This window comes from Paucibacter sp. JuS9 (assembly GCF_044043925.2).
Taxonomy (GTDB): Bacteria; Pseudomonadota; Gammaproteobacteria; order Burkholderiales; family Burkholderiaceae_C; genus JAUASW01.
The window spans coordinates 2866725-2880173 of sequence record NZ_CP194172.1; the positions used below are offsets into that span (position 1 = coordinate 2866725).

Here is a 13449-nt window from a genome sequence, read left to right on the forward strand (position 1 = left end):
CAAAAGAGCTTCACGGCTCCAGAGCAAACTAGCCCAGATGGCGGAATTGGTAGACGCACTAGTTTCAGGTACTAGCGGGTAACTCCGTGGAGGTTCGAGTCCTCTTCTGGGCACCAAATTGTAAGAGCCAGCACAGTGTGCTGGCTCTTTGCATTTGTGGCCCGCAATCATGCGAACCACGGAACAATTGGGCGCACGAACAACAAAAAAGGCCGGCACTCGCGTGCTGGCCTTTTTCTTTGCGCGTTCGAAAACGGCAGTCAACAAACCGAACTGCTGATCGGCTTGCTGGCGGGTCATCGAGGCTGCCCTCAGACGCTGAACTTCTTGGCCAGCGCTTCGGGGCCCATGCCGTCGTACTCTTCGAAAGGCTGGTGGATCCAGGGGCTGGTCTCCAGCATTTCGACGTAGTAGTCGGGCGTGTAGGTCGACACCGACTTGGTCCAGATCACCGCCGAGCGAAGCTCCGTGATCGAAGGCATGCCGCGCAGGCGCTCAACCACGGCCTTCAGCGTCACGCCGGAATCGGCCAGGTCATCGACCAGCAGCACGCGGCCGGCCAGTTCGCCCTTGGGCATGGTGATGTACTTGGCGATGTCCAGGCGACCCTGGATGGTGCCGGCTTCGGCGCGGTACGAGCTGGTGGACATGATGCCCAGCGGCTTGTCGAACACGCGCGAGAGCACGTCGCCGGGGCGCATGCCGCCGCGGGCCAGGCACAGGATCTGGTCGAACTCCCAACCCGAGGCGTGAACCTTCAGCGCGAGGCGCTCGGTCAGCAGGTGGTACTCGTCCCAGGACACATACAGATGCTTGCCGTCGTCGGTCAACATGGGGAACTTCTCCTGATTCGGTGATTGCTAGTGTCGGGGCTTGCTGCCGCTCTCGGCCTCAGGCCTTGTACGGGTGTTGCAACAGAATCGTGTGCTCGCGGTCCGGGCCGGTCGAGACCATGGCGATCGGTGCGCCGATCACTTCACTGACGCGCTCCAGGTAGCGGCGCGCATTCAACGGCAGCTTGTTCCAGTCGGTCACGCCGAAGGTGGTTTCCGTCCAGCCAGGGAAGGTTTCGTAGACCGGCACGCAGGCCGTGATCTCGTCGCCGTCCAGCGGCAGGATGTCGGTGGTCTTGCCGTTCAGCTCGTAGCCCACGCACATCTTGATCTCGGCCAGGCCGTCCAGCACGTCCAGCTTGGTCATGCACAGGCCGGTGATGCCGTTGATGATGATGGAGCGCTTCAGGGCGGCGGCATCCAGCCAGCCGCAGCGGCGGGCGCGGCCGGTCACGGTGCCCTTTTCCTGGCCCACGGTCGACAGGTGGTAGCCGACGGTGCCTTCCTTCTCCCACTCGAGTTCGGTCGGGAACGGGCCCGAGCCGACTCGCGTGGTGTAGGCCTTGGTGATGCCCAGCATGTAGTGCAGCATCTGCGGGCCGACGCCAGCACCGGCAGCGGCATTGCCGGCCACGCAGTTGCTCGACGTGACATACGGGTAGGTGCCGTGGTCGATGTCCAGCAGCGTGCCTTGCGCGCCTTCGAACAGGATGTTGGCGCCAGCCTTGTGGGCCTTGTGGATCAGGTAGCCCACGTCAGCCATCATCGGCTTGAGCAGCTCGGCCATCTTCATGGCCTGGTCGAAGATCGGCTGGAACTCCAGCGCATTGGCCTTCAGGTAGCCGGTCAAGGCAAAGTTGTGCAGCTCCAGCAGTTCGCGCAGCTTCTTGGCAAAGCGATCCGGGTGCTTCAGGTCCTGCACGCGCAGCGCGCGGCGGGCAACCTTGTCTTCATAGGCCGGGCCGATGCCCTTGCCCGTGGTGCCGATCTTGCCGCTGCCGCTGCTCTCCCGCAGGGCTTCGCGAGCCTTGTCCACTTCCACGTGGAAGGGCAGGATCAGCGGGCAGGACTCGCTGATGAAAAGGCGCGAACGCACTTCAACGCCTGCCTTTTCCAGGCGCTCGATCTCGCCCAGCAGATGGGTGGGGTCGACCACCACGCCGTTGCCGATGTAGCAGGCCACGCCGTCGCGCATGATGCCAGAGGGGATCAGTTGCAGCGCCGTCTTGACGCCCTTGATCACCAGCGTGTGGCCGGCGTTGTGGCCGCCCTGGAATCGCACCACGCCTTCGGCATGATCGGTCAGCCAGTCGACGACCTTGCCCTTGCCTTCATCACCCCATTGGGTGCCGACCACGACCACATTGCGACCGCGCGCGATTTCGCTTTGCATGATTTTTCGTTCCTACTTGAATTGCTGTTGGCGACGCTAGAGCCTCAGAGAGCCCGCACCGCCCATTGAGAGCCGACCTGGACCAGTTCACGGTCACAGTCGAATTCGTCGCCTTCGTGCTCGTGCCCGGGCAGCACGCACACCACGGTCTCACCTTGCTCGCGCAGCCGGCGGATCGCCGCCCGCAAGCCGAGATCTTCGCCCCAGGGCGCCCGCACCGCCGCCCGCAAGGGGCTGACCGGGCCGAGGCTCACCAGGGTCTTCAAATCGGCGCTGAAGCCGACCGCCGGACGGCGCCGGCCAAAAACAGCACCCACCTCGTCATAGCGCCCGCCACGCAGCACCGCATCGCTGCAGCCTTCAGCGTAGAGGGCGAAACGCGCACCGGTGTAGTACTCGTTGCCGCTGGAATCCGCCAGGTCGAAGCCCAGCCGCACGTCCGGATGGGTTTGACCCAGATGCTTGGTCAGCCAGGCCAGATCGGCCAGCGCCGCGTCTATCAGCGGATGGGCCGGCAGGCACTTGCGCGCCAGCTCGAGCACCTCGAAGCCGCCGTACAGATTGGGCAGGGCCTGCAGGCCTTGAGCCACCGAAGGCGGCAAGCCGGCGCACAGGCTGGCCAGCTCGGCCTGGTCTTTGGCCGCCAAGGCCGCGCCAATGGCTTCGAGTTGATCGGCCGGCAACTTCTGATCGCCCAGGACGCCTTGCAGGATGCGGGCATCGCCCAAGTCCAGCGTGATGCCGACCAGGCCGGCGCGGCGCAGCGCATCCAGTGCCAGCTCCTGCACTTCCAGGTCGGCTTCGAGGCCGGCATGGCCGTAGATCTCGATGCCCAGCTGCAAGGGCTCACGCGATGCATGCGGGCCTGCCGGGCGGGTGTGAACCACCGGACCGCAGTAGCAGAGGCGCGTCACACCAGCACGATTGAGCAGGTGCGCATCGATGCGCGCGACCTGTGGCGTCGTATCCGCACGCAAACCCAGGCTGCGACCAGACAGCTGATCGACCAGCTTGAAGGTCTTCAGATTGAGGGAACGCCCGGCACCGGACAGCAGCGAGTCCAGGTGTTCCAGCAGCGGTGGCATGACCAGTTCGCAACCGTAGCCGCGGGCCATGTCCAGCAACTCGCGACGCAACTCTTCGATGCGGCGCGCTTGGGACGGCAGGACGTCGGCAATGTGCTCGGGCAGCAGCCAAGCAGAGCTCATGGACATTCGAGGGGGGTTAAAAGCGCATTGTACCGGCCTGCCGGGCGCCGCTGAACAGGCTCAGGCAATGCAAGCCATCGCGTTTGTGCAATGAGCCCGTCGGTTCAGGACTGATTCAGGGCCAGCTGAAGTAAAGCAGCAGCAGCCCAGACACCATGCTGGACAGGCCGATGAAGCGGATCTGGCCATCGCTCATCGCCAGCACGCGAGAGAACACCTGGCGCCAGAGCGTGGGGCTGAGGAAGGGCAGCAAGCCCTCCACCACCAGCATCAGCGCCAGTGCGCCCCACAGCAGGTCCGACATCGCCGGCACGAGGCTGGCTTACTTGCGAGGTGCGGCAGGCGCGGCGCCACCGGCACCGCTGCCACGCATGGCCTTGAAGAAGTCGCTGCTCGGGTCGACGACCATCACATCGGACCTGTTCTTGAAGCTGGCGCGATAGGCTTCCAGGCTGCGGTAGAACTGGGCGAAGTTCGGGTCACGGCCGAAGGATTCGGCATAGATGGCCGAGGCCTTTGCATCGCCCTCGCCCTTGAGCTTCTGCGCGTCGCGATAGGCCTCGGCCACGATCACTTCGAATTGCTTGTCGGCATCGGCCTTGATCTTTTCGCCGTCGGCCGAGCCGGTCGATCGCTGTTCGTTGGCCACGCGCTGGCGTTCCGACTTCATGCGGCTGTAGACCGAATCGGTGATGCTGCCGGAGAAATCGACGCGCTTGACGCGCACATCAACGATCTCGATACCGAACTGCTTGGCTTCGTCCTGCAGGCGCTGGCGCACGTCGGTCATGACCTTCTCGCGTTCGGTGGCAAGCATGGCACGCACGGTGCGCTTGGTCACTTCCTCGTTCAGCGCGGCCTGCACGATGGGGCTCAGGCGGTTCTCGACGTTGCGGATGTCGACGCCATTGTTGCGGATGAACTGGCGCGGCTCGGAAATGCGCCACTTGACCAGCCAGTCGATCACCAGGCTCTTTTTCTCGGCCGTGAAGATGGGGCGCGACTCGGGGCTGTCCAGGGTCTGCATGCGGCGGTCCAGGAACACGACGTTCTGGAACGGCGGCGGTGCCTTGACCTTCAGTCCGGGCTCGCTGATGACTTCCTTGATTTCACCCAGCGCATAGACGACGGCGAACTGGCGCTGGTCGACGATGAACAGCGTGGAACTGGCCAGCATGAAAGCAGCCAGGGCAATGGCAACGATGGTGACGATGCGGTTCATGATTTCAACTTCCTCGCTCAGCGGCCGTCGCGGTCGCGGCTGCGCAGGCCATCGCGGGAGCGCACATCGGCGTTGCCCAGCGAAGAGACGGGTTCCGTGGACACCACCGGCTGCGGCGGGCTGGCCGTGACCGTGCCTGTGCCTTGCTGCAACAGCTTGTCCAGCGGCAGATAGAGCAGGTTCGAGCCCGAACGGCTGTCCACCATCACCTTGCTGACGTTGGAATACACCTGCTTCATCGTGTCGATGTAGAGGCGGTCGCGGGTGACCGCGGGAGCCTTCTGGTATTCGGCCAGCACGCTCTTGAAGCGCTGGGCATCGCCCTCGGCCTCAGCCACCACGCGGGCCTTGTAGGCCTCGGCTTCTTCCCGCAGGCGCGCTGCCCGGCCCTGCGCCTTGGGGATCACGTCGTTGGCGTAGGCCTGGCCTTCGTTCTTCGCACGCTCGCGGTCTGCCGTGGCCTTGAAGGCATCGTCAAATGCGGCCTGCACCTGCTCGGGCGCCTGCACCTGCTGCACATTGACGTTCTTGACGATGATGCCTGCCTTCAGGCGGTCCAGCTGAGCCTGCACCGACTTGATCAGGTCGGTGGCGATGGCGTCGCGCTGCTCGTAGAGCACCGAGTCCATGTTGCTCTTGCCGACGATTTCCCGCACCGCCGATTCGGCTGCCTGGATCACGGCGGCCTCGGGGTTGGCGTTCTCGAAGAGAAACTCGCGGGCGTCCTTCAAGAGGTACTGCACCGTAAAACGGATGTCGACGATGTTCTCGTCCTGCGTCAGCATGGACGAATCGCGCAGACCGGTCGCGGCGACCACGCCGCTGCGGCCCACCTCGACCGAACGCAATTGCGTCACGGCCACTGTCTCGTGCGCCTGGATCGGATACGGCAGGCGCCATTGCCAGCCGGCACCGACAGACTTGCTGTACTTGCCGAAAGTCGTGACCACGGCCTGCTGGCCTTCCTGGACGATGAACAGGCCGCTGCCCAGCCAGGCAAGCGCAACAACGCCCGCGATCAGGCCGGCGCCGATGCCGGCGCTCTTCATGTCGGGCTGGAAGTTGTTGTTGTTGCCGCCGTTGCCGCCGTCATTGCCGGAGCCGCGCTTTTGCCCGCCGAACATGCCCGAAAGCTTGCGGTTGAAGTCGCGCCAGAGTTCGTCCAGGTCCGGCGGCCCGTCGTTGCGGCCATTGTTCAGCAGGCGGCCAGCCTGCGAGCGCAGCGCCTGCCCCGCTCGTGCAATCAATCCGCTCTCAGCCGGGCGGTCCGCATTCGGCCCAATGGTGTTCATGCTCTTGCCTGTTGTTCAGTGGAAGGCGCCAAGTCGGCCGCCGCATCTTCTGGATCTTCGGCCCCATCAGTTGGGGCCAGGTCGTGCAGATTCAAGCCGACATTCTGCCCGCGCATTGCCTCGACAATCTGTGCGCGCAGCACATCGAGTCCGGTGCCGTCCAGCGCGCTCACGAACACGCGGGGCGTACGTACGCCGCCATCGCGCTCGATCCAGTCTTGCGGGGCTCTCGGCCGCTGGCTTTCCTCAAGCATGTCCTGCTTGTTGTAGACCAGGATCTGGGGAATGTCGGCCGCGCCGATTTCGGCCAGCACCTTCTCGACCTCCGCGAGCTGCTCGTCCAGCACCGGGCTGGCGGCGTCGATCACATGCAGCAGCAGGTCGGCGTCGGCCGCCTCCTGCAGCGTGGCGCGGAAGGCCTCGACCAGCTTGTGAGGCAGGTCGCGGATGAAACCGACGGTGTCGGAGAGCGAAACGCTGGCGCCGGCCTGCTCGAGATAGAGCGAGCGCGTCGTCGTGTCCAGCGTCGCGAACAGCTTGTCGGCCGCATAGGTGCGCGCCTTGACCAGCGAGTTGAACAGCGTGCTCTTGCCGGCATTGGTGTAGCCGACCAGGGAGACGCGGAACACGCCGTTGCGCTGGCGAGCGCGCTGCTGGGTGCTGCGCTGGCGCTGCACCTTCTTCAGCCGCTCCTTGGTGGCCTTGATGCGGTCGTCGATCATGCGACGGTCCAGCTCGATCTGGGCTTCGCCCGGGCCGCCGCGCATGCCGATGCCGCCGCTCTGACGCTCCAGGTGGCTCCAGCGGCGCACCAGGCGCGTGGCCAGGTATTGCAGGCGCGCCAGCTCAACTTGCAGCTTGCCCTCGAAGCTCTGCGCACGGGCGGCAAAGATCTCCAGGATCAGAGCGGTGCGGTCGGCCACGGGCACGCCCAGGACGCGCTCCAGATTGCGCTGCTGGGCCGGCGAAATCGCCTGATCGAACAGCACGGTGTGGGCCTCATGGGCCTGCACCAGCAGCTTGATTTCGTCGGCCTTGCCCGAGCCGACGAAGAGCGCGGCATCGGGCGCCTTGCGGCGGGCAATGACACGGGCCACTGGCGTGTCGCCGGCCGACTCGGCCAGCAAGGCCAGCTCGTCCAGCGTCGCGTCGAAGGAGGCGTCTCGACCAAAATCGACGCCCACGAGAATGGCGCGCGCCGCCTCGGAGGGCGGCGTCGCGACAGAGTTTGTAGAGGAACTCAAGGTGTTGCTTGTTGGGCTGGCTTCAGCCCGCAGACCGGATCAGACCGGTCAGGCGGGCGTCTCGCCCGGGCCGTCGTTGGCGTGGAAATTGACCGCACGGCCCGGCACCACGGTGGAAATCGCGTGCTTGTAGACCATTTGGGTCACGGTGTTGCGAAGCAGGACCACGTACTGATCGAAGGACTCGATATGGCCTTGCAGCTTGATACCGTTGACCAGATAGATCGAAACGGGCACATGCTCTTTGCGCAGCAGATTCAGGAATGGGTCTTGCAAGAGTTGGCCTTTGTTGCTCACGATATGCTCCGTGATGTGGGGAGTGGGAAGAGCGTCCACCTTAACACAGGGTGCTGAATGGGCGCTGAAAGTCTCGGTAAGAACCCTAGTCGCCCTTTTCGTCGAAAGGATTCTTCGACGACCGCAACTCGATCTTCAGCGGCGTACCGACCAGCTTGTAGTGGTCGCGGATGCGGCCTTCCAGGTAGCGCTTGTAGACATCGGTGATGCCTTCCAGCGAATTGCCGTGGATGACCACGATGGGCGGGTTCATGCCGCCCTGGTGCGCATAGCGCATCTTGGGGCGGAAGGCGCCGATGCGCTTGGGGGTCTGGTGCTGCGTGGCTTCCTGGATCAGGCGGGTCAGCACCGGCGTGGTCATCTTCTTGAAGGCCGAACTGTAGGCCGAAGCCAGCGCGTCCCACAAAGGCCCCAGGCCCTGGCGCTTCAAGGCCGAGATGTTCAGGATGGGCGCGAACTTCAGGAAAGCCAGGCGCTGCTCGATCGAGCGCTGCAGTTGCTCGCGCTGGTAGCTGTCGATGGCATCCCATTTGTTGACGGCAATGACCACGGCGCGGCCACTGTCCAGCACATAGCCGGCAATGTGCGCATCCTGCTCCGAGACGCCTTGCGTCGCGTCGACCAGCAGCAGCACCACGTTTGCATCACTGATCGCCTGCAGCGTCTTGACCACCGAGAACTTCTCGATGGCTTCGAAGACCTTGCCCTTGCGGCGCAGGCCGGCGGTGTCGATCAGCTTGAACTTCTGGCCATGGCGCTCGAAATCGACGGCAATCGCGTCGCGAGTCGTGCCCGGCATGTCGAAGGCAACGAGGCGCTCTTCACCCAGCCAGGTGTTGATCAGCGTGCTCTTGCCCACGTTCGGGCGGCCAGCCACGGCGAGGCGGATCACGCCGTCTTCCTGCGGGCCCGCGCCGAATTCTTCCTCGGTCTTGTCGAACGGCTCCAGCGCCGCTTCCAGCAGGCTGCGGATGCCCTGGCCATGGGCCGAGGAAATCGGATGCGGCTCGCCCAGACCCAGCTCATGGAACTCGCCCAGCAGCGGGGAGTCGCTCATGCCTTCGGCCTTGTTGACCGCCAGCAGGATGCGCTTGTTGGCGGTGCGCAGGTAGCGTGCGATGTCCTGGTCCTGCGCCGAGAGGCCAAGGCGGATATCGACAACGAACACCACCACGTCCGCTTCGGCCACGGCCTGGCGGGTCTGCTTGGCCATTTCCTTGACGATGCCCGTGGTGCTGTCGGGTTCGAAGCCGCCGGTATCGACGACGATGAAATCGCGGTCGCCCAGGCGGCCGTCACCGTAGTGACGGTCGCGGGTCAGGCCGGCGAAGTCCGCGACGATGGCGTCGCGCGTCTTGGTCAGGCGGTTGAAGAGCGTGGACTTGCCGACATTGGGTCGGCCCACCAGGGCAATAACGGGCTTCATGCGCGGGCAATCCTTCTTGTTGTTGTTCTCGCGTTGTTCAAACTTCGGCGCGCAAAAGACCCGCTCAGTTCAGCTTGAAGCCGAACACGCCGCCCTTGGCGGTGACGACGACGATCAGGCCCGCCACGGCCTGCGGCGCGGCCACCACGGCCGAACCGTCGGTCTCCAGGCGCAATTGGGTCTTGCCGGTTTCACGCGAGAGGAAATGCACATAGCCTTCACCATCGCCGAAAACGGCGACCTTGCCAGTCAGGAGCGGCGCGCCGAGCTTGCGGCCCTGCAACTGGTCGGCCGACCAGGCCACGTCGCCATTGGCGGTCTTCCAGGCGGTGATGCGGTCCGACACATCGGCACCGACCAACAGATCGCCGTCGGCCGACACGCCCACTTGGCCCGCATTGTTGCGGCTCCAGATGGCGGTGCCGCGCTCGGCATTGATGCAACCCACGGCGACCTGGAAAGCACGGGCGCAGAGCATCTCGCCGCTGCGCGCCAGCGGCGCGACCAGGTCTGCAAGGCGCTCGACTTCGTTCGTGCCGCGCGGATTGGCCACGCTGGCCTCCCAGCGGAGCTGACCACTCAGCGGGTCGACGCCGGCAAGGCGCGGGCCCTGCCCCACCACCAGCGTGTCCTTGTAGGCGTTGATGACACCGGCCTGGTTCAGCGTCAACGGCTCACCCGGGCGGCGCAATTCCCACAGCTTGCGGCCATCGATGGCGTCGTAGGCCAGCACCTGGCGGTCCACGGTCAGCACGAAGACGCGCTCACCGGCAACCAACGGCGCGGTCTTCACCGGCGTGGTGAGCTGCTTGCTCCACAACTTCTTGCCCGCATCGAACGCCACGAGTTCGTTGTCTGCGCTCACTGCAGCGGCATAGCGGCCGTCGCTGCCCACGGCAGCGGAAAGCTTGCCCTTGAGCTCGCCGCGCCAGAGCTGTTTGCCGTCTGCAGCATTGAGTGCCTGCAGCACGCCGTCGCTGTCGGCCACGACGATGCGATCGCCGGCCACGGCAACATTCAGCGGGAACTTGATGCTGTCGACACGGATGTTCCAGGCCGAGCGGCCGCTCAGGCTGGCCGTGTAGGTTTCCAGCGGCGCCTTCTTGGCGGGCATCACCCAGTCATAGACCGCGCAACCTGACAGCAGCGCGGCCAGGCCGACGGCGATCAGGCTGCGCGACGCGTGGCGGCTGCCGCTCATTGCTTCACCTCGGCCTTCACTTCGGGCTCGACCGGGGCAGCGCCCAGGCTGGTCAGCTTGGCATCCACGATCTTGCGGTAGTCCAGCTGCTTGTCCAGGCCCGCATAGGCCTTGGCGAATTCGGCCTTGGCCACATCGGGCTTGCCCTGCAGCAGCGCGATGTCACCGCGGCGATCGGCCACCAGGGCGGCGTAGTCGGGCGAGCTGATGCCGTCCAGCGTCTTGCTGGCACCGTCATAGTCCTTGGCATCGATCAGCAAGCCGGCCAGGCGCAGCTTGGCAACCTCGCGGTACTCTGCGCCGCTCTCGGCCACCCAGCTCAAGCTGGCCTTGGCATTGTCGACCTGGCCCTTGTCGAACTGCATCTTGGCCGCCAGCAGCGCACCTTGCGCCGCATAGGTGGTACGCGGGAAGCGTTCCTTCAGGTCGGCAAAGGCGCGCGCCGCCTTGTCGGCATCACCGGCCTTCTCCGCGCTCTCCAGCGCGTCGTAGAGCGCCGTGGCCTTGGCGGCCTGCTCACGCTGCCACCAGCCCCAGCCGGTCCAGGCGGCGAAGCCAAGCAAGGCCAGCGTGATCACCCAGGTGATCAGGTTGCCGTACTTGTTCCAGAAAGCCTTCAGCTGGTCCAGCTGTTCTTGTTCTTCGAGGTCGAGATGCGAAGCCATGGGAGATACCAGGGAGAGGAAAGGGAAAGAGCCGCGATTATGCGCGGAGGAGTTCGGTCGCCCACTCGGCGACCGCCGCCAGGCTGCGGGTGTACTGTGCAGCGCCCTCGCTGCGCAGCGGCTTGACGGCCACCTCGCCGCGAGCGAGCTCGTCGGGCCCGAAAACCAGGGCAAAGGCCGCGCCGCTGGCATCGGCCTTCTTGAATTGCGACTTCATGCTCGATTGGCCCGGGTGCAGCACGACGGCCACGCCGGCCTCGCGCAAGCCTTCCAGTGCCACCATGACCTGGGGCAACTGCTCGGCGCTGGGCACGATGGCATAGGCATCAGGCACCGGCGCGGCGGGTGCCACGCCCACTTCTTCCAGCAGAAGCAGCATGCGCTCCATGCCCATGCCGAAGCCGACCGCCGGCGCGGGCTTGCCGCCCAATTGCTCGATCAGACCGTCATAGCGGCCGCCGCCACAAACGGTGCCCTGGGAGCCGAGCTTCTCGGTGATCCACTCGAACACGGTGAGGTTGTAGTAGTCCAGGCCGCGCACCAGTCGCGGGTTGATCGTGTACTTGATGCCAGCGGCGTCCAGAATCGCACGCACGCCATTGAAGTGCGCCAGCGAAGCATCGCCCAGGAAGTCCAGCAGCTTGGGTGCCGCATTGGCCATCTCCTGCAGCGCAGGGTTCTTGGTGTCCAGCACGCGCAGCGGGTTGGTGTGCATGCGGCGCTGGCTGTCTTCGTCCAGCAGGTCCTTGTGCGCTTCCAAGTGCGCGATCAGCGCTTCACGGTGAGCCGCGCGCTCGGGCTTCTCGCCCAGGCAGTTCAACTCGAGGCGGAAATGCTCGCCCTCTTTCAGGCCCAGTTCGCGCAGCAGGCGGCTGCCCATCAGGATGACCTCGGCGTCCACGTCCGGGCCGGCAAAGCCCAGGGCCTCGACACCCATCTGGTGGAACTGGCGGTAGCGGCCCTTCTGCGGCTTCTCGCGGCGGAACATCGGGCCGAAGTAGTACAGCCGGCGGCCGGAGTCGCGCAGGAAGGAATGTTCGGTCATGGCGCGCACCACGCCAGCCGTCATCTCGGGGCGCAAGGCCAGATGCTCGGCCTGGCCATGCTTGTCGGCGCGGTCTTCGAAGGCGTACATCTCCTTCTCGACAATGTCGGTCACCTCGCCGATGCCACGCACGAACAGCGCAGTGGGTTCGACGATGGGCGTACGAACGTTCTGGTAGCCATAGCGCTGCAGCACGCTGCGCATCTTGGCTTCCAGCCACTCCCAGCGCGCCGAGTCCGGCGGCAGGATGTCGTTCATGCCCTTCACAGCCTGTAGAGGCTGCATCTTCTTCGCATCAGTCATGGATGGATTTTCGCTTCAGGCCGCCAAGGTGCCGAAGCGCTTCTCGATGTAGTTCTCGACCAGCGCATGGAACTCGCCAGCGATGTTCTCGCCGCGCAGCGTCAGCGCCTTCTGGCCGTCGATGAAAACCGGGGCGGCCGGCGCTTCGCCGGTGCCAGGCAGGCTGATGCCAATGTCGGCATGCTTGCTCTCGCCCGGGCCGTTCACGATGCAGCCCATCACGGCCACCTTCATGTTCTCGACGCCCGGGTACTTCTTGCGCCAGACCGGCATCTGCTCGCGCAGGAAATCGTCGATCTGCTTGGCCAGTTCCTGGAAAGTGGTGCTGGTGGTGCGGCCACAGCCGGGGCAGGCAGTGACGCTTGGGTTGAAGGCGCGCAGACCCAGCGATTGCAGGATCTCCGAAGCCACCACCACTTCTTGTGTGCGCGCCTCGCCGGGCTGCGGCGTCAGGGACACCCGAATCGTGTCGCCGATGCCTTCCTGCAGCAGCACGGCCAGCGCGGCGCTCGAGGCCACCGTGCCCTTGGTGCCCATGCCCGCTTCGGTCAGGCCCAGGTGCAAGGCATAGTCGCAGCGCGCGCTCAGGGCCCGATAGACCGAGATCAGGTCCTGCACGCCGCTGACCTTGCAGCTGATGATGATGTTGTCCGGGTTCAGGCCGAGCTCGCGGGCATAGCCGGCCGAGGTCAGCGCCGACTGGATGAGCGCCTGGTACATCACCTGCTTGCCGTCCCAGGGCTCGACGCGCAGGGCGTTCTCGTCCATCATGGACGCGAGCAGCTCCTGGTCCAGGCTGCCCCAGTTGACGCCGATGCGCACGACCTTGTCGTAGTTCATCGCCGCCTCGATCATCATGGCGAATTGGCGGTCTTTCTTGTCGCCCTTGCCCACGTTGCCGGGGTTGATGCGGTACTTGGACAAGGCCTGGGCCATGGCCGGATGCTCGGTGAGCAGGCGATGGCCGTTGTAGTGGAAGTCGCCGACCAGGGGCACGTCGACGCCCATGCGGTCCAGCTGTTCGCGGATATGCGGTACGGCATCCGCCGCCTCGGGCGTGTTGACCGTGATGCGCACCATCTCGGAGCCGGCAATGGCCAGTTCCTTGACCTGGATGGCGGTGCCGATCACGTCCACGGTGTCGGTGTTGGTCATCGACTGCACACGCACCGGGGCATCGCCGCCGACCGTTACCAGGCGGCTGCCCCATTTCACTTGGGCCTGGCGCGTCAGGCGGCGGCCGGCTTGGGCGGCGGCAATGGCTTCTTCCAGGGGGCGCAGCGACGCGGCGTTCTCACTCATCTCGACAACCTAGCAAGC

At 65.1% G+C, this 13449-nt stretch carries 13 protein-coding genes and 1 tRNA gene; 1 reads left to right on the forward strand and 13 read right to left on the reverse strand.

Annotated elements, in window-relative coordinates; genetic code table 11:
• Positions 1-31: 31 nt before the first annotated feature.
• Positions 32-116: transfer RNA gene (locus ABT392_RS12815), tRNA-Leu, on the forward strand.
• A 195-nt stretch (positions 117-311) separates the two neighbouring features.
• Here ABT392_RS12815 and ABT392_RS12820 read toward each other — a convergent pair.
• The 13 genes from ABT392_RS12820 to ispG all read right to left on the reverse strand — a co-directional run bounded on the left by ABT392_RS12820 (position 312) and on the right by ispG (position 13431).
• On the reverse strand, positions 312-833 hold the full coding sequence (locus ABT392_RS12820) for a phosphoribosyltransferase (RefSeq protein WP_334276232.1): 522 nt from the start codon (positions 831-833) through the stop codon (positions 312-314).
• Between the two features lie 58 nt (positions 834-891).
• Positions 892-2226, reverse strand: coding sequence for an adenylosuccinate synthase (locus ABT392_RS12825; protein ID WP_334276233.1), 1335 nt, complete (start codon positions 2224-2226; stop codon positions 892-894).
• 44 nt (positions 2227-2270) lie between these two features.
• A complete protein-coding gene (locus tag ABT392_RS12830; RefSeq protein WP_395385596.1) occupies positions 2271-3434 on the reverse strand; it encodes an ATP phosphoribosyltransferase regulatory subunit in 1164 nt (387 codons plus the stop codon).
• A 115-nt stretch (positions 3435-3549) separates the two neighbouring features.
• Entirely contained in the window at positions 3550-3738 is a 189-nt protein-coding gene (locus ABT392_RS12835) for a DUF2065 domain-containing protein (RefSeq protein ID WP_334276484.1), read from the reverse strand.
• A gap of 18 nt (positions 3739-3756) precedes the next feature.
• Positions 3757-4656, reverse strand: a complete 900-nt coding sequence (hflC, locus tag ABT392_RS12840; RefSeq protein ID WP_334276235.1) for a protease modulator HflC — start codon at positions 4654-4656, stop codon at positions 3757-3759.
• Positions 4657-4673: 17 nt separating this feature from the next.
• Positions 4674-5948 carry an FtsH protease activity modulator HflK gene (gene hflK, locus ABT392_RS12845; RefSeq protein WP_334276236.1) on the reverse strand — a complete coding sequence of 425 codons (1275 nt, stop codon included), beginning with the start codon at positions 5946-5948 and terminating at the stop codon, positions 4674-4676.
• Positions 5945-7192: a GTPase HflX gene (gene hflX, locus ABT392_RS12850; RefSeq protein ID WP_334276237.1), complete on the reverse strand. Its 1248-nt coding sequence runs from the start codon at positions 7190-7192 to the stop codon at positions 5945-5947. The genes hflK and hflX overlap by 4 nt, the downstream gene beginning before the upstream one ends.
• 48 nt (positions 7193-7240) lie before the next feature.
• Positions 7241-7489 (reverse strand): RNA chaperone Hfq, encoded by a 249-nt coding sequence (gene hfq / locus ABT392_RS12855; RefSeq protein WP_334276238.1) that lies wholly within the window; start codon positions 7487-7489, stop codon positions 7241-7243.
• A gap of 85 nt (positions 7490-7574) precedes the next feature.
• On the reverse strand, positions 7575-8915 hold the full coding sequence (gene der / locus ABT392_RS12860) for a ribosome biogenesis GTPase Der (RefSeq protein WP_334276239.1): 1341 nt from the start codon (positions 8913-8915) through the stop codon (positions 7575-7577).
• Positions 8916-8979: 64 nt separating this feature from the next.
• Positions 8980-10116 carry an outer membrane protein assembly factor BamB gene (gene bamB, locus ABT392_RS12865; protein ID WP_395385595.1) on the reverse strand — a complete coding sequence of 379 codons (1137 nt, stop codon included), beginning with the start codon at positions 10114-10116 and terminating at the stop codon, positions 8980-8982.
• Positions 10113-10781 carry a YfgM family protein gene (locus ABT392_RS12870; RefSeq protein WP_334276241.1) on the reverse strand — a complete coding sequence of 223 codons (669 nt, stop codon included), beginning with the start codon at positions 10779-10781 and terminating at the stop codon, positions 10113-10115. Before ABT392_RS12870 ends, bamB begins: the two co-directional genes overlap by 4 nt.
• Positions 10782-10818: 37 nt before the next feature.
• Complete coding sequence (hisS, locus tag ABT392_RS12875) at positions 10819-12129, reverse strand: histidine--tRNA ligase (protein ID WP_334276242.1); 1311 nt, start codon at positions 12127-12129, stop codon at positions 10819-10821.
• 15 nt (positions 12130-12144) lie between these two features.
• Entirely contained in the window at positions 12145-13431 is a 1287-nt protein-coding gene (gene ispG / locus ABT392_RS12880; protein WP_334276243.1) for a flavodoxin-dependent (E)-4-hydroxy-3-methylbut-2-enyl-diphosphate synthase, read from the reverse strand.
• Positions 13432-13449 lie beyond the last annotated feature (18 nt).